General features: G+C 33.5%; 27 protein-coding genes and 1 pseudogene. 20 read left to right on the top strand and 8 right to left on the bottom strand.

Features of this window, described 5'->3' with window-relative positions; all coding sequences use genetic code 11:
- Positions 1–144 precede the first annotated feature (144 nt).
- The 3 genes from FAR12_RS05940 (at position 145) to FAR12_RS05930 (ending at position 1,457) form a co-directional block, all read left to right on the top strand.
- Complete coding sequence (locus FAR12_RS05940; protein WP_126407322.1) at positions 145–561, top strand: hypothetical protein; 417 nt, start codon at positions 145–147, stop codon at positions 559–561.
- Between the two features lie 179 nt (positions 562–740).
- Positions 741–1,118: a VOC family protein gene (locus FAR12_RS05935; protein ID WP_126407320.1), complete on the top strand. Its 378-nt coding sequence runs from the start codon at positions 741–743 to the stop codon at positions 1,116–1,118.
- Between the two features lie 135 nt (positions 1,119–1,253).
- Positions 1,254–1,457, top strand: coding sequence for a hypothetical protein (locus FAR12_RS05930; protein WP_126407318.1), 204 nt, complete (start codon positions 1,254–1,256; stop codon positions 1,455–1,457).
- A 103-nt stretch (positions 1,458–1,560) separates the two neighbouring features.
- On the opposite strand, the gene FAR12_RS05925 is transcribed toward FAR12_RS05930, so the two are convergent.
- Genes FAR12_RS05925 through FAR12_RS05915 form a run of 3 tightly spaced genes read right to left on the bottom strand, consistent with a single transcriptional unit; the run spans position 1,561 to position 3,654 of the window.
- Positions 1,561–2,175 (bottom strand): DUF2306 domain-containing protein, encoded by a 615-nt coding sequence (locus FAR12_RS05925; RefSeq protein WP_126407316.1) that lies wholly within the window; start codon positions 2,173–2,175, stop codon positions 1,561–1,563.
- A gap of 24 nt (positions 2,176–2,199) precedes the next feature.
- On the bottom strand, positions 2,200–2,634 hold the full coding sequence (locus FAR12_RS05920) for a hypothetical protein (RefSeq protein ID WP_126407314.1): 435 nt from the start codon (positions 2,632–2,634) through the stop codon (positions 2,200–2,202).
- A gap of 15 nt (positions 2,635–2,649) precedes the next feature.
- Entirely contained in the window at positions 2,650–3,654 is a 1,005-nt protein-coding gene (locus FAR12_RS05915) for a DJ-1/PfpI family protein (protein WP_126407312.1), read from the bottom strand.
- A 464-nt stretch (positions 3,655–4,118) separates the two neighbouring features.
- Between FAR12_RS05915 and FAR12_RS05905 the strand changes: the two genes are divergently transcribed.
- The 5 genes from FAR12_RS05905 to FAR12_RS05885 all read left to right on the top strand — a co-directional run bounded on the left by FAR12_RS05905 (position 4,119) and on the right by FAR12_RS05885 (position 8,517).
- On the top strand, positions 4,119–4,826 hold the full coding sequence (locus tag FAR12_RS05905; protein WP_126407308.1) for a response regulator transcription factor: 708 nt from the start codon (positions 4,119–4,121) through the stop codon (positions 4,824–4,826).
- On the top strand, positions 4,804–5,862 hold the full coding sequence (locus FAR12_RS05900) for a sensor histidine kinase (protein ID WP_126407306.1): 1,059 nt from the start codon (positions 4,804–4,806) through the stop codon (positions 5,860–5,862). The genes FAR12_RS05905 and FAR12_RS05900 overlap by 23 nt, the downstream gene beginning before the upstream one ends.
- 444 nt (positions 5,863–6,306) lie before the next feature.
- The gene (locus tag FAR12_RS05895; protein WP_126407304.1) at positions 6,307–6,816 is read left to right on the top strand and encodes a DinB family protein; all 510 of its coding nucleotides are present in this window, start codon (positions 6,307–6,309) and stop codon (positions 6,814–6,816) included.
- 228 nt (positions 6,817–7,044) lie between these two features.
- Entirely contained in the window at positions 7,045–7,641 is a 597-nt protein-coding gene (locus tag FAR12_RS05890) for a kinase (protein WP_126407302.1), read from the top strand.
- A 567-nt stretch (positions 7,642–8,208) separates the two neighbouring features.
- Entirely contained in the window at positions 8,209–8,517 is a 309-nt protein-coding gene (locus FAR12_RS05885) for a putative quinol monooxygenase (protein ID WP_126407300.1), read from the top strand.
- Positions 8,518–8,648: 131 nt separating this feature from the next.
- Here FAR12_RS05885 and FAR12_RS05880 read toward each other — a convergent pair whose 3' ends face one another.
- The 4 genes and pseudogenes from FAR12_RS05880 to FAR12_RS05865 form a co-directional block, all read right to left on the bottom strand.
- Complete coding sequence (locus tag FAR12_RS05880; RefSeq protein ID WP_246010297.1) at positions 8,649–8,921, bottom strand: glycine zipper 2TM domain-containing protein; 273 nt, start codon at positions 8,919–8,921, stop codon at positions 8,649–8,651.
- A gap of 375 nt (positions 8,922–9,296) precedes the next feature.
- A complete protein-coding gene (locus FAR12_RS05875; protein WP_126407298.1) occupies positions 9,297–10,196 on the bottom strand; it encodes an NAD(P)/FAD-dependent oxidoreductase in 900 nt (299 codons plus the stop codon).
- A 116-nt stretch (positions 10,197–10,312) separates the two neighbouring features.
- Entirely contained in the window at positions 10,313–10,705 is a 393-nt protein-coding gene (locus tag FAR12_RS05870; RefSeq protein WP_126407296.1) for an Rrf2 family transcriptional regulator, read from the bottom strand.
- Between the two features lie 126 nt (positions 10,706–10,831).
- A pseudogene (locus FAR12_RS05865) lies at positions 10,832–11,806 on the bottom strand (IS1595 family transposase); the annotation flags it as partial.
- Between FAR12_RS05865 and FAR12_RS23330 the strand changes: the two are divergent.
- The 9 genes from FAR12_RS23330 to FAR12_RS05815 all read left to right on the top strand — a co-directional run bounded on the left by FAR12_RS23330 (position 11,739) and on the right by FAR12_RS05815 (position 18,678).
- Positions 11,739–12,056 (top strand): hypothetical protein, encoded by a 318-nt coding sequence (locus FAR12_RS23330; protein WP_170972093.1) that lies wholly within the window; start codon positions 11,739–11,741, stop codon positions 12,054–12,056. The pseudogene FAR12_RS05865 and the gene FAR12_RS23330 overlap by 68 nt on opposite strands.
- 250 nt (positions 12,057–12,306) lie before the next feature.
- Positions 12,307–12,825: a sigma-70 family RNA polymerase sigma factor gene (locus FAR12_RS05860; RefSeq protein ID WP_126407294.1), complete on the top strand. Its 519-nt coding sequence runs from the start codon at positions 12,307–12,309 to the stop codon at positions 12,823–12,825.
- Positions 12,818–13,696 (top strand): DUF4367 domain-containing protein, encoded by an 879-nt coding sequence (locus tag FAR12_RS05855; RefSeq protein WP_126407292.1) that lies wholly within the window; start codon positions 12,818–12,820, stop codon positions 13,694–13,696. Before FAR12_RS05860 ends, FAR12_RS05855 begins: the two co-directional genes overlap by 8 nt.
- A 334-nt stretch (positions 13,697–14,030) precedes the next feature.
- The gene (locus FAR12_RS05850) at positions 14,031–14,648 is read left to right on the top strand and encodes an HAD family hydrolase (RefSeq protein WP_126407290.1); all 618 of its coding nucleotides are present in this window, start codon (positions 14,031–14,033) and stop codon (positions 14,646–14,648) included.
- Between the two features lie 184 nt (positions 14,649–14,832).
- A complete protein-coding gene (locus tag FAR12_RS05840) occupies positions 14,833–15,186 on the top strand; it encodes a YunG family protein (protein WP_126407288.1) in 354 nt (117 codons plus the stop codon).
- Between the two features lie 192 nt (positions 15,187–15,378).
- Positions 15,379–15,909, top strand: coding sequence for a P-loop nucleotide/nucleoside kinase family protein (locus FAR12_RS05835; protein ID WP_126407286.1), 531 nt, complete (start codon positions 15,379–15,381; stop codon positions 15,907–15,909).
- Between the two features lie 120 nt (positions 15,910–16,029).
- The gene (locus FAR12_RS05830; protein ID WP_126407284.1) at positions 16,030–16,728 is read left to right on the top strand and encodes a Type 1 glutamine amidotransferase-like domain-containing protein; all 699 of its coding nucleotides are present in this window, start codon (positions 16,030–16,032) and stop codon (positions 16,726–16,728) included.
- Positions 16,729–16,865: 137 nt separating this feature from the next.
- Positions 16,866–17,351 (top strand): GyrI-like domain-containing protein, encoded by a 486-nt coding sequence (locus FAR12_RS05825; RefSeq protein WP_126407282.1) that lies wholly within the window; start codon positions 16,866–16,868, stop codon positions 17,349–17,351.
- Between the two features lie 673 nt (positions 17,352–18,024).
- Positions 18,025–18,678 carry a DNA alkylation repair protein gene (locus FAR12_RS05815; RefSeq protein WP_126407278.1) on the top strand — a complete coding sequence of 218 codons (654 nt, stop codon included), beginning with the start codon at positions 18,025–18,027 and terminating at the stop codon, positions 18,676–18,678.
- Between the two features lie 437 nt (positions 18,679–19,115).
- Here the strand turns inward: FAR12_RS05815 and FAR12_RS05810 are convergent, their stop codons facing one another.
- A complete protein-coding gene (locus FAR12_RS05810) occupies positions 19,116–19,313 on the bottom strand; it encodes a hypothetical protein (RefSeq protein WP_126407276.1) in 198 nt (65 codons plus the stop codon).
- 264 nt (positions 19,314–19,577) lie between these two features.
- Between FAR12_RS05810 and FAR12_RS05805 the strand changes: the two genes are divergently transcribed.
- From FAR12_RS05805 to FAR12_RS05795, 3 genes are all read left to right on the top strand, one after another.
- On the top strand, positions 19,578–20,039 hold the full coding sequence (locus FAR12_RS05805) for a hypothetical protein (RefSeq protein WP_246010296.1): 462 nt from the start codon (positions 19,578–19,580) through the stop codon (positions 20,037–20,039).
- Between the two features lie 543 nt (positions 20,040–20,582).
- Positions 20,583–20,921, top strand: a complete 339-nt coding sequence (locus FAR12_RS05800) for a PadR family transcriptional regulator (protein ID WP_126407275.1) — start codon at positions 20,583–20,585, stop codon at positions 20,919–20,921.
- Positions 20,918–22,117, top strand: a complete 1,200-nt coding sequence (locus tag FAR12_RS05795; RefSeq protein ID WP_126407273.1) for a DUF2812 domain-containing protein — start codon at positions 20,918–20,920, stop codon at positions 22,115–22,117. Before FAR12_RS05800 ends, FAR12_RS05795 begins: the two co-directional genes overlap by 4 nt.
- Positions 22,118–22,245: the final 128 nt, after the last annotated feature.

Genomic DNA, 22,245 nt, shown 5'->3' with positions numbered 1-22,245 from the left:
TCAATTAAAGTAAAGGATGCTGTTTAGTGAAGAAATAAAAATTTCTTTTGCAAACGGTCGCGATATTCCAAAAAGGATTATGAAGTTATTAATATAGCGGAACAGAGGAATCAAGAATAAAATGAGTGAAGTATGGGAGGAAAGATGAAAAAAAGATTAAGGAAGAAACAAGGTACTAAATACAATCTAAGCAAATATGTTAGAAGACAAATGAATAATCGAAAGGGTGCAATGAAATACATTGATTATAAGGTTATTCCTATTGGAGAAAATGATAAATTAGATTTTATTAAAGATGGATACGCTTTTGATTTTCCATATACCACACATTGGTTCATTGAATTTTTTCAGCAAAAACCTTGGGGATATTATGTTATTCAAATATATCCTAGTACAAGTAAAGGTAGAATAAGACAAAGAAATTTTTATATTCGAATTTTATCTGCAAAAAAAGAAAGACGTGATGATATTTTCCTAGTGTACGAAAAAATAGTAAATGATATGATGAATGACAAATATATGAAAAAACACTTTACATGTGATTATGATGATTTGTTATGATTCATAGTTTTATTGATTCACTAAAGGGTAGCGATAATCTATGAAGGGATTGCGCTCTTTTTTATGGAATTATTAAACTAACGAGGCAGTTTAATTAAAGAAGTTTACCCCTCTCTTCTTAGGCAACAAAGGGAAGTTTGTAATAGTAGGTAGTAAAAAATGAAGGGAATGAGGAGTAAGTGAGTGTACTTTTTCGTGTAGAATTATATGTCAAAGATATAGAAGCATCGATTAGATTCTATCAGAACATTATTGGATTAGAACTATATGGTAGAAATGAACGTTCTGCACGTTTTAATTATGATTGTTTTTCTCTTCTGATTACGTCAGATACCGTCTTAGATGACAATCACTTTTTTAAGGACAAAGCCAAAAGCGTTGTTAAAGGAAATGGATTTGAGTTCATTATTGTTGTAGATGAATTAGAAAAGGTTTATGAAAGATGTCTTACATATAATTATCCGATTGAAGTAGATTTGGAAAAATACCATTGGGACATGAGAGGATTTAAGATTGCAGACCCAGATGGGTATTTTATTAGAGTAACTTCTAAATGAAATTTTGCACTTAAAAATAATGGTACATTAACTAAAGAAGGATTAATGCTTTTTTTTGTGGAAGTTATTGAACAAAGTAAGTGATTAGTCCGCACTGGATTTAGTTTTTAACATAAATATTAGGGGGGAAAGGAAATGTGGGAAGTTCTCTTAACGAAACTTACAGCACTTATAGCGTTAGGTATTGGGGGCTTGTTAATCGTACTGTTCCCTTTAATAGATAAAGAAAATAAGCATATATCTTGGATTTGTTTACTTATTGGGGGATTCATAATCGTAATGCTTATATATTGGATTTTAGGTGACGTGTTTTTTAGAAGTCAATTTTTTGGACTGTGAGCTGGAACTGTGATTTAGCATAAAGAGGTAACATTAGATAAAAAAGGCTTACTCTGTTAAGCCTTTTTTACCCGATATAAATCCCTCTTTACATAAAGGTTTTTTAATAGAATATTTTCTTTCTAATGATTAATTCTGACACAAGTAGATTAAAAGACCAACTTAACCAAACTGCTATTGTGTAGGAATTTCCATAAGAAAAATTCAGTAAGTTATGTGAAATGGCTACAATTACATAAATGGTAATATTTGCAAAGGAGAGGAAGAAACTTCGAGTGATCCATTGACTATGTAACATAACATTTTGTCTTTTGATATACAAAAATCCGAGAATTGTGGTTATAAGCCATAATGTATTTAAAATAAGAAACCCGATTATGCTTGGGAGTCCTCCAGTAGCAAAGAAAGAGACATAGACCCCAGGTATGAAATTCAAAATAATGGCAAGTACATATAATCTACCATTCCAACGGTGAAAGTTTCTTGATTTATCGCGAATTGCTTTTATAACTCCTAAAGGTCCAGTAATAAGAGAAATAATAGCAAGTAAGATATGAATACGAATCATGGATATCCATAAGTTGTGATCAGTTAGCGTTAGATCCTTTCTAGAAATAAATTTCTCGAATTGAGGATCTACCATAAAATTCTTTGAAAAAGTATGAAGCACCCACATCACTGAAATAATGAAAATTATTATACCCGCTTTTTGTTTCATTTGAATGAAATCCTCCAATAATACTTAGGAAAATAAACTACGATTGGTCATAAGAAAGACAGCAATTAATATAGAAAAGAAGATAAGCCAACCATACCATGTTAACTTCAACTTATTTTCTAATAATGTCTTCTTAGAATCCTCTGCAAAAATAATCTGTTTTATATTCTTATGCACCATTCCTATTAGGCCACCGATAAGGATTAGAGTCAGGATTGATCCTATTGCCCAGAAAAGGGAAGAGTACAATGCATACCCAATGACCATCCAACCTCCAGAAACCATAACAAGAACCAATGCATAATGTCCTGCTTGTGTGAAGGCTAAAACTGTTTTTAGGCTAGTTATTAATTCATTACTTGTTCGAGAAATGAATGTATGAATTATTAAAGGGAATGCAAGAAAACAACCTAAAAACATAGCACTAACTACATGAACAAATAAAATAAATGAATACATTCATAACACTCCATTTTACAAAATTCGATGTCCAACTAACTTTGAAGCTGGAAGCATACCGGCTTTTGCTTCACCGATCATATTGTCTCCATCTACAGAAACGATAAAATTTAACTTAAGGCTCATGGGTTTAGAAACTTTCATGGACCACTTTAATTGATTCCCTTCTACTATTAGATTGTTTAAAGTGACAAGATCTTTTCCTTGCTTTGCAGTCCCTATTATCTGTCCATCTATTTTATTAAAATCTAATAAAACGGGGAGTTTTCCTATAGGAGTGGAAATAGTAGTATCCCATTTTCCTTGATAGTCAAAATTCATATTAGGTTTGATTAAGGCATTAGCACTTGTCGGTTCAATTATCTTTTCTTGTTGGCTTTCTCTTGGTACATGCCCTTCTGCTCTCCACACTGTCCCCCTGCGTTCATACTCAAACAGTTGCTCTACTGCGTGTGCTATACGAGGACCCAATTCTCGCTCAACTAGATAAAGGGCAACATCGAGCCCCGAAGTAACGCCACCACCAGTAACAATATTCCCATCATCTACAATTCGGGCATTAACTGGAATAGCGTTAGTAGCACTCAAAAGCCCCATTCCCATTTGGTGGGTAACAGCATGCCGATTTTCTAGCAATCCACTCATTGCTAAAATGAGAGAACCACCACAAACTGTGGAAAGTAATATATCTGGTTTCTTAATGGCCTCTTTGAGTAAATCACTCAAGTTTGTTTCTGTTGCTTGTTGTAATTTCATCGGTATTGATTCAGAGCCATTATCATGAACAGAACCGGATGCACCCGGAACAAGAATAATTCCTTTACGGGTTAAGTCAAGTTTACTACTTGCTTGGATTTGTAAACGGTTAACTCCGCTTGTCACCATTCTTTCACCTTCGGCAGAAACGAGTTCAACAGTGATATTTTCATTTGAGTACATACCGGCGGCAGTAAACACTTCATAAGGTGCGATAGCGTCTAATAGATCAAATCCATCAAATAACACAATTTGAATATGCATATATATTCCCTCCATTTAGAATGATGTGAAGTCTTATTTTGTAAGAAGATTTTCCAGGTTTTACTTATTCCACCTCGCTCAGTCCCCCGTTGGTTACTAGGTCTTTAAGAAGGTCCATTTGCCTAGTTTGCATATATCGAGAGCGTATTGCGAATATGCGGACCGCTACAATACAGAATAATGTACGGCAAAACAAAGCGCCAAATGGAGAGAATATGAAAGTTTGAACTTCAATACCCCCATTTGTAAGTCCTCCTTTAAAGTAGTAAAAGTGTGTAGTAAAACATGATCGTTTCACATTAAAAGAGTAATCTTTGAATATCTCAAAAGAGGGTATAAAACAATCACAAAATAATCACAATTCGTCATAAAACTAATTTTTCATTAGAAAAATGATAAACTGAATTTTATATGTTGTTAGGTTGGTATTAGGGTTGTGTCATCTGAGGAAAGGTGGAATTTTCGTGAACGAAGGACAGACGATTCTAGTTGTTGATGATGATAAAAGTATTGTAGAACTATTGAGAGATTTCTTAGAAAATGAAGGTTTTTATGTGGAAACTGCTTATGACACTGCTCAGGCACTTGTCATCTTGAAACAATGTACAATAGAGTGCATTATTTTGGATATAATGATGCCGGGACAAAACGGATTTGAATTATGTAGGCAGATTCGTATGGAAAGCAATATCCCTGTCCTTTTTTTGAGTGCGCTGAGTGATGATGTAGATAAGATTCGCGGACTAGCACTTGGAGGAGATGATTATATAGTCAAAACCGCTTCGCCGGGTGAGATTGTTGCAAGAGTGAAAGCTGTATTAAGGCGTTCAAGTTCTAAACAAAAACCAAGGAAGGTCTTGGACTATGGGCGTATGTCGTTGAATTTGTCTACGAGAGAAGTATTTATAAAAGGGAAGCCCATCTCACTGACACCGAAAGAGTATGATTTGCTGCAATTGTTTGCCGAACATCCTAAATACGTTTTTACATATGAACAATTACTAGAAAAGTTTTGGGAAGGAATTGGTGATAAACATACTATTCGAGTCCATCTAAGCCGGCTTCGCGAGAAAATTGAGGCGGATCCGAATAATCCACAATTTATAGTGAACGTATGGGGGATAGGCTATCGTTTTAAAGGAGAAGAAAATGAAAACCATTCGCATTCGTAAATTCACCATTCTTAGTTTATTTGTCATCCTTATTTTCCCTTGGATATTTTACGTAGGTGGGCATTTTTTTGAAACAAAGTCATTTAATCTCGGAATCCCGACCAATTCAAAAATGACTCAAATAGTTGCGGGAATTACAGGTCTATTTATGGCCTTTTTGATAGTGGCTTATGCAATGCGAAGATATATACTCATTCCGCTAGAGAAAATGAGCCTGTGTGCCCGGCAGATTGCAGAAGGAGATTTGGATATCCAAATACCATCTTCAAAGATTTCAGAAATTGCTGAAGTCCATGATGGATTTATTCTTATGGTTGATAGTCTAAAGAAATCCTTTCAGAAACAGGTTGAATTGGAAGATGAACGGAGGTTTGTGATTGCTGCTGTTGCGCATGATATACGCACACCGTTATTTGCCTTACGGGGTTATTTAGAAGGATTAGAGCAAGGTATTGCTGATTCACCTGAAAAGAGAGCAAAGTATTTGGCAGTTTGTAAGGAGAAGTCAGCGCAGTTGGACCGACTTGTAGAGGAGCTTTTCACGTTTGCGAAGACAGAGTATCAAGAAATGATACTAAGTGAAAATATAATTGACCTGAGCCATGTTCTCAAGAACTCGATTGAAAGCCTAAGCCATCAAGCTGAGAAAAAGGATATCACTATCATTGCAGATAACTTGACAAGTGATTGCAACATCAATGGTGATTCAGACTTATTAGAAAGAGCCATGAATAACTTAATAGATAATGCGGTCAGACATACACCTACGAGTGGTAAAATTTTCATTGATTGCTATAGAGATGAAACCAGTGTGATCTTTACGATACAAGACACTGGGGAGGGATTCTTTGCTGAGGAGCTTCAAAGAGTATTTGAACCACTTTATCGAGGGGAAGCATCGAGAAATCGCTCAACTGGAGGAGCCGGATTAGGGTTAACGATATCACAACGAATTATTAGACAACATGGTGGAGAATTAGTAGTAGGGAATCACCCAGAGGGTGGTGCATTTTTAAAAGGTTGGATACCAATATAATTAAAAATCTAAGGGAAATGTATTCACTAGATATCTTTAAGAATACCTCCAAACAACAATCTATTCTGTTGTGTGCTTTAACAAACTATTTATGGCGAACTGTATCACTGAGTAAGTGAGGTTACTACATACAAAACATCTAGAACTATATAGTTTTAGGTGTTTTTTGTTGTTTTTAGAGGAATTCCGTTCTCGATTTAAGAATTTAATAATAAAAGTTAATTGAGGAGCAATAGGAAATACAGTCTATGTATGTGCGATTAATTAATAGTAATAATTAAGGTATGTTAACAGCATAAATCAGTTGTACAGAATAATAAAGCTGTTTAATTTGAAATTATTTTACGGTAAAGAAACTAAATATCAAAAATAAAGGAAATATTTTCTTGACAGTCGAATATTAGCCTAGAACCATAATTGACTATTCCGATGAGGAGGATTCTTGTGCGTCCACGACCATTATTTATTGAAAATCCAGAGAATGCTAGGTTTGTTAGTCTTGTGCCAGATGGAGATATTGAAGAAATTCTTAGTAAGCAACGAACTAAGACCATTACCCTCTTAAGCAGCGTATCAGAGGATTTAGCAAGGAAGGCTTACGCACCAGGTAAATGGACTTTAAAAGAAGTGATTGGGCATTTGACCGACTCGGAACGAGTGATGTCGTATCGAATGCTTGCCATTGCACGAAATGAAAGTGCACCACTCCCAGCAATGGAACAGGATCAATACGTTTCTGCGGCAAACTTCAACAAATTATCATGGGAGCAGTTACTAGCTGGTTTTGACACGGTACGCTCCAATACGTTAAGCCTTATTTCAACCATTGATGATGTAGCGTGGGTTCGTAATGGAACTGTAATGAACAGCCCAGTTTCGGTGGGTACCATTGCATATGGCATTGCCGGGCATGAGTTACACCATATGAAAGTGATTAATGATAAATATTTATAAGTCTTTTTCTATTAGTGAATAAACCTAATTTCTTCATTTTATGCTGAAAAATTAGGTTTTTTAATATTGAAACTTCATAAACGTTGTAAAACTGCTTTTCCTGACGCTACCCCTTATAGCGAATTTACTCTACTTTCAATCAGAACAAAGGAGATAATTTATGTTGGATTAAGCAAAACATATGGCAAAAGACGGATCAGGTTTGTGAAATAAGAGTTCAAGGTGGAGATGTACTTGAAAGATACAAATTTGACATTAATTAAGGAACTTCCAGAAGTTGAGTATGGTCAAAAAATTGTTATTGGAATTGACGGATTGAGTCGGTCCGGTAAAACGACATTTGTAAGAAAAATTGAGCAATATTTCCAAGAAAAAACTTCCGTTTGTATTTTTCATATAGAAGATTACATTGTAGAGAGAAAAAAGCGTTACAATACTAATTATGAAGAGTGGTATGAGTATTACAATTTGCAGTGGGATGTAGGATGGTTGAAAAAAAATTTCTTTGCAGAACTAAAGAAATCCAAGGAACTACATTTACCAACTTATCAATACATTTCGGATACACAAGAAACAAAATTAGTCAAAATACCTGATACCTGCCTAATTATAATTGAAGGAGTGTTTCTACAAAGGAAAGAATGGAGAAGTTATTTCGATTTTATGATTTTTCTGGATTGTCCAAGGGAAGAAAGATTTAAACGTGAAAGTGTTGAAACACAGATTAACATTGATAAGTTTGAAAAGAGGTACTGGAAGGCAGAAGATTTTTACATGGAAACCGTTTTACCAAAGAAACAAGCCGATTTAGTTATTTTGAATTAATTAATATTAAAGTTTGTAAAACTAAGGGTAGCATTAATCCAAGAAGGATTAATGCTTTTATTTGTTGAAGTTATTGTACTAACAGGAGGTTAGTTGAAGAATAATTCGTAATTTGTGGAAACTTTAGATGTGTAATTGATGAAATTTTATGGGGGTAAAAAAAATGAAGGTTTCCCTTTGGTTCTATTTGGGTGCTTTGATTGTTTATTTTTTAAGTTTTATTTCTGGCTTTTCAATTGGATTATATGTGTTATTCGGAGCAATTTTACTTTTATTATTTGGGTTGGCAATATCTTTTAAATTACTTAGGAAAGAAATGAATATTTCAATTTTGATAGGTATCTCTATTATTATCTGTGTTGCTTCATATATCGTTTGGTTTCTCTTAGTTCATAATTTAGATGACTATTATATCTTCTATCCTTTTACATTTTTCGTATAATACATTCTTATTACATTAACGGAGCAGCATAGTGAAAGAAGGTTCTATAAATTTTTTATGCACTAATAGGATAATTTTCTTTTATGTAGAAATAATTAACAGGTAGAAAAATTAAGGAGGACGATATGAGTAAATTTAGTTTGTTTAACAAATTTTTGGTACAAGATGGTAAACGGGGTACAATGGTAGAAATTTTATTGGAAGCAGCTGAATCAATGAAAATTCTAGATGAATGCGAAATATATCTCGTAAATATTTCTGAAGATGAACCAAATTCTGTTTATGTTTATGAGGTGTGGAGTAATGAAAATGCTCATAAAGAATCTCTAACTCTTGAAGCTGCACAAGCATTAATAAGCAAGGCAAAACAAATCATTACTGGAGTGGAGAAAATTAACACCCTACAAGTAATGGGTGGGAAGGGTATTAAATAGAATTCCTATTAATTTAAAGGGTAGCTTAAGTGAAATAAAAAGACTGTCTTTTTGACGGTCCTTTTTTGGTGAAATTAACACAAATACATTTTTGCAAAGTGTCTGCTACTTATTTATAGAGTTATAATGCTCTAATCATCATTTTTAGAAGCTGTTTTGTCATCGACTTCAGCCCCCTCTACAATCTGGTCACCAATAGCACCACCTGAAACACCGCCTATTACAGTACCAATTAGTCCAAATTGAGCGCCTATCATAGCACCCGCAACGGCTCCATTAAAAGTGCCTGCTATTGCTGCTTCACCAAAATCACTCGAACCTTGATTAGCATTACTAATAGCTTGATTGTTGCCACTTTCTTCTACATTTCCACCAAATTTATTGCGTTCGTTACTCTGATTCATCTATTCACTTCCTTGTTTAATAATGGGGAATATGATAATGATGAAAGCACACCATCCTAAACATATACTACCCAGCTGAAGTAGTTTTACTCACTATATGTTGGTTCAAGATATGGTTGTCTTATCGGCAGCCATTTTTTCTTGTTTAACTAACGGGGTGCGATAATTCAAGAAGGATTACCGCTTATTTTGTTGAAGTTATTAAGCTAACGGGGCAGGTTAATTCAGTAATTATATTTAATATAAAGGCTCTGTTAAAGTTTAATGTTGATACTATAAAAAACGTAACTCCCGATATATGGAAGTTACGTTCTTAAAATATTGACTTGTTCAACTAAAACTACCCGTTAGTTTAAGTGAATTACTTCATAATTTTTAATTAAATTCCTCTTGAGTCAGGTCTGAATTCACTCCTATGGCAGCTCTACTCCCCTGAGCCGCCGCAATAATTACCTGTGAAGGAGCGATTACGGATGTATCACCTGCCGCATAAATACCTTCAATATTCGTCCTGCCTAACTCATCTGTAATGAATCCACCGAGTTGGTTTACTTCACAACCTAAAGATTTTCCAAAAGATGAAGCCTGAATCCATTCGGGTGTCACAAATCCGCCAGATATCTTTTCTATTTGATCATCCTCAAAAATCACAGCTTCCAAAAGCCCATTTTCACCAACAAGTGTTTTAATTTTTTGTTCAAATATTTTTATTCCTTTTCTTTGAAGCACTTCTTTTTGCTCTAGAGTTAAAACCTTTTGTCCATTAGTACAAACAATTAAGTTTTTGCTCCAATTATAAACAATTTTAACCATATGAAATACAGCTGGGTGCTCAGATAACACAATAAGCGGACGGTCTTTCAACTCCCATCCATCACAATAAGGACAACTAAAAAGGCTTTTTCCGTAATAATCCATAAGTTTTTCCACAGAAGGATGGATTTCCTTTAAACCCGTTGCTAAAATAACTTTCTTTGCTTGAATACATTCCCCTTCATCCGTAACTAGATCAAATATCATTCCCCTTTTTTTAATGTCAGAAATTTTTTCATTTCTAATCATTACAGAAGGATATTTTCCTATGTCATAGTGAGCAATTTTTCTAAATTCGCTTGGTTTAATTCCATCTCTGGTTATAAAGCCATGCGACTCGTTGGTAACAGCATTTCTCGGAGAATTATTATCGAATAATACCACTTTCCTTCTTGCCCTGCCTAATACAAGTGCAGCGTTTAAACCAGCTGGACCTCCTCCAACAATCACGCAATCTAACATTTTATACACTCCTTTAATTAAATTTTTTATTATCTAGATTAATTACCAAACTTCTCAATTGCTTACATTAAAGACCTTTTATATCTATAATAAGAGAGTGAAAAAAGACATCATTTTTATTTAGATGTCTGGACTAAACCAGCTAGGGTTTGTCTTCTTAATTCTTCTTCCATTTTTTCTTCTGATTCCAACATTACTTTTTGAATCTGACAATGCGGTCCATGGTCTAATCCGCATTCAAACAATGACGACTTTCCTTCAATTGCAAAAATAATATCTAGGAAAGAAATGGATTCCCAACCTTTTGTCAATGAATATCCACCATTTGCTCCAGATACAGAAGACACCATTCCTTCCTTTACAAGCTTAGTTAGGATTTTAGATAAGTAAGTTGGTGAAACATTTTGCTGTTCTGCTAGTGTCTGAACACCAATAGGTTTGGATGAGTTTGACATAGCTAAATTTAACATTGTATGAAGAGCATAATTAGTAGCTTTTGAATACTTCAATGTTATCGACCTCCTTCTTAATCAAAGACTATAAGACTCTATAATGTCCATTATAATTATATACTTATAATTGTCAAGTTACATCCTTTATTCAACTAACCTGCCCCGTTGAATAAGAAATAATGTTTATATCGTAAATTTAGATAACCTTAATGTATCATATATTTCCATAATTTGTATTAAATTTCCTTTAATCATCAAGTCATTTATAGTAACAGTATTCCTTTGATGTTGAATGGATTCTAACACTTGAAACCAAGCTAGATAATTGTTCAGATATTTAGTTGCAACTCCATTAAAACGTTGTATCCATCCTTTAAGCCTACGGTGAGAATTGTTAACGTTCTGGATATGATATAGTCCCTTTGTACGAACCTGACCATCAGACTTGAATTGATAAATATCTATCCCTTTTTCAGCTGCATATGTTTTAAAGGCACGCCATGAATCGGTACATAAAACATTTTCCTTTGAAAGTTTATGTCCGATAGCTTTGTCTAACTGCTCTTTTGTGAATTGAACCATTCCTAATGTCTGCGAAAAAGTCATCTTTTCACGGTCTCTTGCGACTAAAACACATACTTGTTCGTTGCTTATTCCTCGTTTCTTAGCGGAACCACCACGTTTGCGAGGTTTTCTGTCTTTAATCTTTCTTTGTCCTTTTTCGGAATATAGGAAATAGGTCTCGCCCATTTTGACGATACCTTCAAAATTAGATATTTCCACTTGTTTTAACGATGATAAGAGTTTGTGCCTCCAGTAAAACAATGTAACGTGAGTAATATTACCAACTAATTCAGCAAATTTACGAAGAGAATATCCTTCTATCATACATTCAATGAATTTAATCCATTGATTTAGATGGCGTGTTCGATATAGAGCTGTATTTGTTAGGTCAGTAAATGTCTTCTTACACGCTTTCCATCGATAACGTTGCTTTTCTACTTCATCTCCATCAACAATTGTTGAGTATGTTCCATACCGAACGATATGTTCTGATTCACAATCAGGGCAATGATAACCGCTCTTATTTTTGCGTTCAGATATTTCTTGTAAAACAGTTCCTGTCGAGGAAGATGCAGTAAGAGCATCAATTAAATACCCAAAGGAACAAAAACAAGTAAATGTTAATTCTGGACAAAAAGCGGAATTACAATTTGAGCATGAAGATTTTGACGTTGGAAAGTTAAGTGTTTCGGTATGGAAGGAAGATGGAAAGATTAAATTGGAACTAAGTGATGACCGTTCTTTCAATTTTCCTGAAGAAAAAGGGGAATATGTGATTGACGTAGAATTGCGTACAAATAGAGGTTCTGCTCAATATGTAGGAAATGTTGTTATTAAGCGGTAGAAAACTTTTTTCTTTGAGTTTATTAAACAAACGGGTGCGATAATCGAAGAAGGATTAACGCTTTTTCTGTTGAAATTATTGTACTAACGAAGCAGGTTAGCTTAATAAGGATTTTTTAAAAGAATCAACAATTTATGAATATCCGTTCTAATACGACGGTTTTTTATTATGAAAAATATTAAAAAATTGAAGCTAAATGTGAGGTTCATTTATCTAATAGATGTAAGCCATATAAAGAGGAGGAACCGCCATTATCCGTTTAATTAAAAGGGCTCAAAAGGGCGATGACCAAGCGTTTCTTAAGCTTTTTCAACAATACCAGAATGATATATACCGAATGGCTTTCACTTATGTGAAAAATCAAAATGATGCATTGGATGTAGTTCAGGAGACGGCATACCGTTCGTTTAAAAAAATTGATACATTGAAAAATCCAGAATTTTTCAAGACTTGGTTAATCAAAATTGCCATCAACTGTGCAATTGAACTTGTTCGGAAAAATAAAAAAGTGATTGAGTTAAAACCGCAATATGAAGAATTTATGGGTTTTGAGGATGAGGATATTTCCCTTTCAGTTACCCTGCAAGATTTACTTGATAAGTTAAATGATGATGAAAAGAGTATTATCATTTTAAGGTTCTACCAGGAGTATTCATTGAAAGAAATTGCAGACTTATTAAATATGCCTTTAGGGACGACAAAGTCAGTTTTATACCGTGCTTTAAGTAAACTCCGAAAAAAGCTTAAGGAGGTTCAAAATTGTGAATAACATAAAACAGGCATTGGAAAAGGTTGAAATCCCAAAGGAATTAAACAGCAGAGTTGCTTTAGGGGTAAAGCAAGCAAAAATGGAAAAACGGAAGAGACAGAACCCTAAGTTGATGCTTGCTTCAGTTGTGGCCGTAATAATTATTGGTACAGCTTTAAGTTTTGGTGGTTCTCATCTTGCAGATGCGGCAGAATCAATCATCAGCCAGCTATTTGGTTCAAAGGAAAATTTAATGAAAACGTATCCTGATGACGAGCCTGAAAAATTTGATTTGATAGATCAATCCTTAGTGGTAGCTCAAGAAACTTTAACTGAAGAAGAATTTAACGAATATACAAGACTGATGAAGGAATTGGTAGCGTTAAAAAGCAAGCTTCAAGAAGAAAATAGGGAGCCAAGTGGAAAAGAAGCTAGAAGATCAAACCAGATTGGGGAACTAATGAGGCCTTACGAAAACAAATTTATGCCAATATTTTCTCAACAATTGGCAAGTTTTAAATTCACCAAAAAACCGACATATTTACCTGAAGGATATGAATTGGTTTTTGAAAGCTACGGTATTGCTAATAAAGGTGAGGAACCAGTTGTTTCATTTGATTATGAAAAAGGGGAGTCTTGGTTTAACACACAACAACTGAAAATAAATCAATTAACGGATATAGAAAAGTCAGAGGCCGGTTTATTTGAAAAAACCGAATCTTATACCTTAAATGGATTTCAATTTGATTATGTTTCCCAAGAACAATCGAAGTGGCTTGGTGGCTTGAGGATAACAGTACCAGAAAAGGGATATAAAATCGTATTGATTACAACAGATAAGTTGTCAAAAGAAGAAATGGAGAAAGTATTGTTGTCTATGATTGAAAAGTAAATGCCCTTTTCAATATGGGAATGATTCCTAAATACTATTACCCTAATATAAATTGATTAAAGCGATTAAGCATTCGCTGTTTCTTTATACAAAGTTATGGGAATTATGTGAGCAAATGTACTTAAACGGGGGTTATTCTTCAAGAAGGAGAATAGCCCTTTCTTATAGAAGTAAAGAAGCAGTTTAATAAGAATTATTTGAAGCATTGCTCCAAGAAGGATTAATGCTCTAATTATTGAATATTTTTAGTTAACATATGCTACTGTTTTATTTAATACTAGAGTAGAAGAAAAAATTGGTGATATAAACTACTTTGAAAGGAAACGAAGATTAATTGGATAGTATAATTTTTGATTTAGATGGAACGATCTGGGATTCAATAGACACAGTTCTAAGTGCTTGGAACAGTGTAATAAGAAAAAATAATCAAATAAAAGGTGAATTAACTAGGAAAGATTTTGAAGGTACAATGGGTTTACAGATGAATGAAATAAGTAGGAAACTCTTTCCTACCTTGAGTTATAAGGAACAACAACAATTAGTAAAGAATTGTGCTGAATTAGAAAATTGTTTTATTGAAAAACATGGCGGTGTTCTATATCCGAATGTAGAAAATGTCCTTAGTGAACTTTCTAAAAAATATAAACTATATATTGTCAGCAACTGCCAAGATGGATACATAGAAGCTTTTTATAAGTATCATAAGCTTGAAAAGTATTTTTTAGATTTTGAAAACCCTGGTAGAACGTCCCTATCAAAAGGGGAAAATATTAACTTAATTATTGATAGAAATAACCTATCAAATCCAGTTTATATAGGAGATACAGAAGGTGATTTAGAAGCAGCTAGATTTGCTAAAATTCCTTTCATTTATGCTAAATATGGATTTGGGCAAGTAAATCATTATGATAGAGCAATTGAAAGTTTTGAAGATCTTTTAAGTATTTTCTAGTGGAGCATTAACTCATGCAGGAGAAATATGACTATATTTAAAGGAACACCAAAAATAGAAACAAATATTAATTGGAGAAATTGATTTATATGATTTTGACAGTTCGACTGGAAATTGTGAGGTACGTTATTCTATTGGCTGAATTTCTAATGGAAAAGTTATATCTTGAAAAAAGAGGGTTTATATGGAGATAGATACGATAAATATCCAAGAACTAAAGAAGGCTTTGTTTGAATCCTGGTCTTTGGAGTCAAGTTCAAAATGGAGTAAGGATAACCTGGCTAAGGGACAATGTGGTGTAACCGCATTAGTAGTAAATGATTTATTAGGTGGTGAAATAAGAAAAACCGAACTCACTGATGGGTGGCATTTTTATAATATTATTGATAATAAACGATACGATTTTACAGCATCTCAATTTAAAGTGGGAATTAAATATAAGGATTTTCCTTCCGATAGAGTGGAAGCACTTGCCGATACTAATGAAAAACAGTATAACTACTTAAAACAAAATACAATAAATCTTTTATTCAAGTAGAAGGTGCTAGTATTCAATAAGAGCAGTTGTCTTTTTAAACCAGAAGTATAGAGCTTTCTTATTAAGCTAAAGGAACAGTATAGTAAAGAAGGATTAGAATTTTGAATATCGAATATATAAACTATGCTAATGGCCCTACTTTAAAAGTAAGGCTATTTTTGTAGAATAAAATCACGAAAGGTTATGGATTAATTGGAAAATAACAGGGTTTATATAATTTCAGGACCAGCAGGAGTTGGAAAATCAACTACTTCAAAAGAACTTGTGAAAAGTCTAAATAGAAGTGCTTATATATCAGGTGATTACGTAAGTCATATGCACATTAATGGGAGAAAAAAGCCTTGGGAAAGCGAAGATGAACGTAGTTTATTATGGAATAATATCCTGAGTCTAACTACTAACTTTATTAACTATGATAATGATGTTGTCATTGATTATGTTACATTTCCGGAAGAGGCAAAATGGATAAATGAAAAATTGAAACATTTTAATGTAGAAGTTAAATATGTTGTTTTACTGGCTGATAAAGACACGTTAGTAAAGAGAGATTCCAAAAGAAACCAAGAAGATAGAATGGGAGAACGATCTCTGGTTTTACTGAAAGAGTTTATTGAATCTGAAGTAGCTCAAAACCACATAATTGATACAACTGTACGTACTGTAATGGATCTCCACCACATAATAAACGACATAATACATAATCCGAGATTTATATTAGATTGATTTATTATTATTGTTAATAACCGCAAAGCTTATTGTGCTAACGAAGCATTTAGTTTAACAAGGGATTATTTATTGTTTGTAAAACTTATTATTTAATTTTTTTCTGAAAGGAGTATGTAGATGAGACAAATAATTGCTCTTGGTGGTGGTGGGTTTTCAATGGAACCTGATAATTCATTGTTGGATTTGTATATATTAAAACAAGCAAAGAAAACTAAGCCGCAAATTTGCTTTATCCCTACTGCAAGTGGAGATTCTGATAATTATATATCAAGGTATTATAACTTTTTTAATCAACAGGATTGTAAACCATCTCATTTATCTTTATTTGAACCTCCAACAAGGGATCTTGAGAGCTTTATTTTAGAGAAAGACATTGTATACGTTGGTGGAGGAAATACTAAAAACCTTTTAGCTTTGTGGAGAGAATGGGGTTTAGATGGTATTTTAAGAAAAGCGTGGAATCAAGGCATTATTTTAGCTGGGTTAAGTGCAGGTTCTATTTGTTGGTTTGAAGAAGGTGTTACTGATTCGTATGGGGATGGAATTGAACCAATAAAATGTTTTGGTTTTTTAAAGGGGAGCAATTGTCCGCATTACGATGGTGAAATACAAAGGAGACCTACATATCACAAACTTATTGGTTCAAATAAAATACAATCTGGGATTGCAACAGATGATGGGGTTGCTATTCATTATAAGGAACAAGGAATTAGTAAAATAGTTAGTTCAAGGCCAAACGCTAAAGCGTATAGTGTTTTCTTCGAAAATAATGTTATAGAGACAGAACTTCATACAGAATTTTTAGGTTCCTATTGAAATAAAAGGTGCGATAGTCCAAGAAGGATTATCGCTTATTATTGTTGAAATTATTGAACGGAGCAGGTTAGTGAAGAGTAACGATTAACTGTGTTAGCATTCACAGTAAATCAAGTTTGAAAAAGGGAGGAAATAAATTGAGCTACAAAATTATAACGTTACCAACCTATCGGGCAGTAGGATTGAAATGGGAGGGAACTTTCTCTGAAATTGTACCAAATTTAAAAAACGTAATTCAACAAGTTAAAGACCGTGCTGATGAATTAGAGAATAAGGTGAATCCCGATGTTCAATTGGGTTTATCATATCATGTAATTGAGAATGGTTTCGCACATTACGCGGTATATGAAGTGAGTGAGGAGCAGGAAATACCTGAAGGAATGATTGAAATAAGGGTTCCAGAATGGACTTATGTGATGACGACACATAATAAAGGAGAAGATATACAAAAGACCTATACGGATTTACATCAATGGTTATTTGACAGCGATTATACCGCATTTAGAGAAGCTGGTGTAGATTACTATGATCCTTATATGCCGATTAAACACGAATATTATCCAACTAATCAAGATCCGCTTGATCCGCATTTTGATATTTATATACCGATTGTAAAAAAATAATGTTATACAAATTGGTGCAATTCTCAAGGGCGGATGTTTTAACCTGGCTACTATCAATCTATAAATTGAAAAAATAGTCAACCAGATTTTTTGCCTGAACTTATAATACGAACGAGGGCGTTTCTGGAACAAAGCAGGAACGCTTTTTTTACTAATAACGGAGCGGGTTAGTTAAAATGGTATTTCATTTAAAGAAAAGTGAGGTTATGAACAAAAATATGAAATATTTAATAGGTTTGTACGCTGTTATGGCAGTAATGGTATTTGTTAATTTGATAAGTGAATATATTTTTAAAGGTGAGTATTCAGCTATCGCAAGCTCGGTTATAGTCCTTTTATTTCTCTTCGGTACTATATTCTTTGTTAATGCGAGGCACTATCTATCCAAGAAATAATTTGCTTGGTATTCAAGTTAAAATATAGCCAAGTTCTTCAACTAACGGTGCAGGATAGTTAAACAAGGAAAGTTAAAGGAAGTAAATGTTTTTTATATTAGAGATGGTTGCTCTTCTAGTATAGGTGGAGAAAGCTTTAATACGATATAGGCTACAATATAAAAATGGTAATATTTAGATATATGCGGCTGCGATAAAACTTATAACAAAATTAAGTTCTTGATATATCCCGTCAAGGAAAATTATGAAACAGTCCTTTAATAAAGGAGTTGTATAAAATGGATGAAATTAAACGCTCTACAAAAGCAGAAAACATTCTACCTCAGATCAATAGTAAAACTAAGCTAGGAGACTTACGAAAAATAGCGAAGGACATTAAAAGAGATCACGAACTAGCTATGGAACTTTGGTCAACCGAAGAGTTTTTGCCCAGACTATTAGCAATCTTAATTATGGACAAAAAACTTCTTTCACAAGATGTGCTAAATAAGCTTGATAAGGATATGCAGACTCACACTTTTGATGAGCGAAATAACTTAATGGATTGGTTAATGGCTAATCAGCTTACCAAAGACAAGAAGCTAATTGCATTGATGGAGTCATGGGAAAATAGTCCTTCTACTCTTCAAAGGCGAGCTTTTTGGTATTATCAAGCGCGATTGAGATGGACTGGACAAACACCTCCTGATAACACCGGATACTTGCTATCTGCATTAGAAGCTAATATTACGCAGGAAGAACCGGAAGTTCAATGGGCTATGAATTTCACCGCAGGCTGGATAGGCGTCTATGATGAAAAGAATCGTGCACGTTGTATTAAACTTGGTGAGAAAACGGGTCTTTACAAAGATGAAATAGTAGCAAAAGGATGTACTCCCAGCTATTTGCCGGAGTTTATTACGATTGAAGTTAACAAACGACATAATAATTAGTTACCTCTGAAAAATTTATTAGGGTCTAATCTAGAAATAAAGGAATTCAAAGCCTCAATATGAAAACTGTAATAGGATTGGTCCGAAAAATAAAGAAAACACCGCTTTATGGCAGCTAGTTAGTGAAATATGAAAGGAAGATGTAAAGGATTAACCCACTATCTCTTTTTGATCTTTAGGGCGCTTATCTTTAAGAAGAACAACTTTCCAGTTGCACAGTACAATAAAAATGCTCAAAGAATTTAAATGCGGAAAAATTCTAAGTTGTTCTTGAGCTAACAGGAGGCTACTCTTCAAAATGGAGAATGGCTTTTCTTTTTGAAGTAAGGGGGAGAATACATGAAGAATAGGTAGAGAAAAGAGCAGATAAAAAAGCATTCTGGTGGAATGCTTTTAACAGTTAGCTTAACTTTGGTACCATGGGAATGTGTGCCTCACTAGACACCCATTTTTCTGCGGGTATTGCTAGGTTTTTTCGATTGCTGGCTTTTCAATTTTTTAGTTGAAAGGTCGGCATTCATTTTTCCTTTACCAGTAGAGGTCTGATTCTTTTTGTTTTCAAGCTGTTGCTTCATTGCCTCTTGCAGGCTGATTTTCTTTTTTGGAGCTTCTTGTGATTGATTATTCTCAGTCATAGGAAATTCCTCCTTTTTGAATATGATAGTTAGTTCAGTATAATCGATTTTAGCTTATTTGTGAAATAACAATGAAAGTAATATGGGTAGAAGCGATAAATAATTTAAATCATTGTCCTGATGCTTTGTAGGTAATATCATTAAATTCCTTAATAAGTCGATCAGAAGCTATTTCCTTATTTGATTAACGAAGCAGTTGAAGAAGGATTATGTTATCAAATACAGAATTATTATTCTTATCGCTATTATTGAAAGGTGTTTATAATGAAATTATTAATCATTCAACCAAAATTAGAAAAAAATATTAAACAACTTGAAGATGAACTAAAGAATAATCCTACTGTTGACATAGTTATATTTCCAGAAGGTTATTTGAATGAAAATGTAGAACAAGCCTGTAATTTAGCAAAAGATTATAATACAGTTTTTATTGGTGGACACAGAAGATTAAAAGAGAAGCCGAAGGATAGAACTATAATAATTAATCGTATGGGTGATGTTATTCAAGATAGGGTAAAGTATAGCCCAACATCTTTTGTGGTAGTAGAGGGTTTGAAAATAGGTCACATTCTTTGCGACGAGATAATAATCCAAGGTATAAAGAGTGATGAATCTGATGATATTGATTTAATTGTTCATCCAATTAGTGTAGGTATGTTTAGTACAGAACAGTTTGATGAATGGATTGCTGAAGCAAAAAAGGTTGCCATTACATACACACTATGATTATTGGTACCAGTCATGCTGACGGTTCATTTGGAAATACAGGTGTTTCGATACCAATTGCTTATTGTATTGATAGGGATGGATCAGTTTTATTCATTTCAAAGAATGATGTACGAACAAGAATTCTAAATTTAGAAACCAAAGAAGTTTTAGTTCCCAATGGATTAAACAAGATCAATAGTCCTTGTTGAACTAACTGCCATTTGGTTCAATAAGCTAATAGGGACAAACATAATAATGGGATTTGCTCTTCAGCAATCAGTCGCTATTCCTAACTAATGTTAAAGGTTCAATTTCTTAATTTTAATGTTAAGAAATTGGGCTTTTTATATTTGTGCAATATAACTTCTATGTAGTTCATAGCAGTAACTCTGTTGCTAGTCATGTATATAGATTCCTTTCTTTTAGTTAAATCCAATATATGGAATAAATACTCTTGATATATATGTCACATCGTGATATAGTCATATTGAGACATATCTATTTGTGACATATTAATTTGCTATTTTTATTATAAAAAAATACAAAGGTAAATCGAATGAGGTGGTCATATTGGACTTTGATAAAGTTATAAAAAAGTACTTACCAATGACAGAAACAGCATTTTATATTCTTATATCTTTAACAATACCGCGGCATGGATACGGAATTGTCAAACATGTAGAGGAGATTTCAGGATCACGAATTCGATTGGGTTCTGGTACAGTTTACGGCACACTAACCAAAATGCAAAAAGATGGGATAATCACTGTATTCGCTGATGAAGAAAGAAAAACAGTTTATGAGGTTACTGAGATTGGAAAAAATTTAATAGCTGCTGAGATAGAGAGACTGAAAGAATTGCACCAGAATGCCATAAAATACGAGGAGGATTTTTTATGATTAAAGTAGTTAAACCATTTTGGAGCTACGACATTAAAAAAACTGAACTATGGCTTTCTGAGATGGCGAAAAAAGGTTATTTATTAGTGGGATTGAATCAATGGACGCGTTGCTTTTTCTTTCAGCAAGGCAAGTCGAATTCAGTAACATACCGAATAGGATACGATCAACCGCATGGTTTTTCATTGTCTAGGACTTTAGTAGATGAAGGTTGGACAGAGGTTATAAAATGTGGAAAATGGTACATAATCTCAAATGAAGAACCTATTGAACAAATAAAAACCTTTTCTGTACGCGATGGCATAATCAAACGGAATAGGACAATTATGTACATTTTCAGTGGTATCTTAATTTATTTATCGGGTATTGCTATATTTAATCTTAGTCTGCTGATCTCTTCTTTGTTTCAAGATGTACCTGTTGAAGTTGTCCCTAGTCCAATGTGGATTTTAACATACTCTTTATTGGTCTTTGCAATAGCAATATTTGTTTTATCAATCTATTCAGTTGTCATTATTAAGAAAACCAACAAATATTTGACTAGCGAAAAAACCAGCAAACTTCAAAGTGGTAAGCATACTGAAGGAAGACTAAGTAAGGAAAAAGAAAAGCAATTGAAACTTTCAGGTAAAATGGTAGTTAAAAGAAAGCCAGGGTGGATGTATTCTCCAGATAGACTTGAAGAATGGCTCGAAAACATGGAGAGATATGGATATAATCTTTACCGAGTCAGTAGAACAGGAACAGCTTTCTACTTTATCATGGGTACTCCTCGTAATGTAAGTTATTGTGCTGATTATCAAAATATATCTAATGAAAGCTATTTCGACATGCATAGAGAAGCAGGCTGGAAGAGTGTTTTTATTTCTTACTCCTCTTTACAAAAGTGGACGATATGGAGCCGTGAATTTTCACAAGAAGAGGAACGCCCTAAAATCTATAGTGATAAATTACATCACTTAAAACATGCAAGAAAAGTAGCATTCGCATATACAATTTTGTTTCTTCCTCTGGTTAGCATGTATATTTTATACCTAGTGATATTTATTGCTGGGATGCTTAATAATGGTACATCGGGATTGAGTTTACTAAATACGATTATGTATTTATTTTGTATTATTATTTTTGGTTCATTCACAGTCAGAACATGGCTGTATTACATGCGACTTAGGAATCGTTATGACTTTCAATTGTAATTAACTATAAATATTAAAAAGCAAGATGAAGTAATTTAAGCTTCGGTTCAATAAAAGGACATACCATATTTGTCAGATAAAATATGGTATGTCCTTTAATTTTGGCTTTGAGAAAGTGAGCCTGACCA

The organism is Bacillus yapensis (assembly GCF_005280205.1).
Lineage (GTDB): Bacteria > Bacillota > Bacilli > Bacillales > Cytobacillaceae > Robertmurraya > Robertmurraya yapensis.
Note: the sequence above shows the minus strand (reverse complement) of the source record. Positions and strands in the feature narration are given on the sequence as shown.

What these genes read in the sequence shown, in the direction of transcription:
- FAR12_RS05815 (WP_126407278.1), top strand. Translation starts at nt 18,025, where the DNA reads ATGGATGAAATTAAACGCTCTACAAAAGCAGAAAACATTCTACCTCAG.
- FAR12_RS05925 (WP_126407316.1), bottom strand. Translation starts at nt 2,175, where the DNA reads ATGAAACAAAAAGCGGGTATAATAATTTTCATTATTTCAGTGATGTGG.
- FAR12_RS05810 (WP_126407276.1), bottom strand. Translation starts at nt 19,313, where the DNA reads ATGACTGAGAATAATCAATCACAAGAAGCTCCAAAAAAGAAAATCAGC.
- FAR12_RS05920 (WP_126407314.1), bottom strand. Translation starts at nt 2,634, where the DNA reads ATGTATTCATTTATTTTATTTGTTCATGTAGTTAGTGCTATGTTTTTA.
- FAR12_RS05830 (WP_126407284.1), top strand. Translation starts at nt 16,030, where the DNA reads ATGAGACAAATAATTGCTCTTGGTGGTGGTGGGTTTTCAATGGAACCT.
- FAR12_RS05915 (WP_126407312.1), bottom strand. Translation starts at nt 3,654, where the DNA reads ATGCATATTCAAATTGTGTTATTTGATGGATTTGATCTATTAGACGCT.
- FAR12_RS05940 (WP_126407322.1), top strand. Translation starts at nt 145, where the DNA reads ATGAAAAAAAGATTAAGGAAGAAACAAGGTACTAAATACAATCTAAGC.
- FAR12_RS05930 (WP_126407318.1), top strand. Translation starts at nt 1,254, where the DNA reads ATGTGGGAAGTTCTCTTAACGAAACTTACAGCACTTATAGCGTTAGGT.
- FAR12_RS05875 (WP_126407298.1), bottom strand. Translation starts at nt 10,196, where the DNA reads ATGTTAGATTGCGTGATTGTTGGAGGAGGTCCAGCTGGTTTAAACGCT.
- FAR12_RS05840 (WP_126407288.1), top strand. Translation starts at nt 14,833, where the DNA reads ATGGAGATAGATACGATAAATATCCAAGAACTAAAGAAGGCTTTGTTT.
- FAR12_RS05885 (WP_126407300.1), top strand. Translation starts at nt 8,209, where the DNA reads ATGAGTAAATTTAGTTTGTTTAACAAATTTTTGGTACAAGATGGTAAA.
- FAR12_RS05805 (WP_246010296.1), top strand. Translation starts at nt 19,578, where the DNA reads ATGAAATTATTAATCATTCAACCAAAATTAGAAAAAAATATTAAACAA.
- FAR12_RS05900 (WP_126407306.1), top strand. Translation starts at nt 4,804, where the DNA reads ATGAAAACCATTCGCATTCGTAAATTCACCATTCTTAGTTTATTTGTC.
- FAR12_RS05890 (WP_126407302.1), top strand. Translation starts at nt 7,045, where the DNA reads ATGTACTTGAAAGATACAAATTTGACATTAATTAAGGAACTTCCAGAA.
- FAR12_RS05880 (WP_246010297.1), bottom strand. Translation starts at nt 8,921, where the DNA reads ATGAATCAGAGTAACGAACGCAATAAATTTGGTGGAAATGTAGAAGAA.
- FAR12_RS05795 (WP_126407273.1), top strand. Translation starts at nt 20,918, where the DNA reads ATGATTAAAGTAGTTAAACCATTTTGGAGCTACGACATTAAAAAAACT.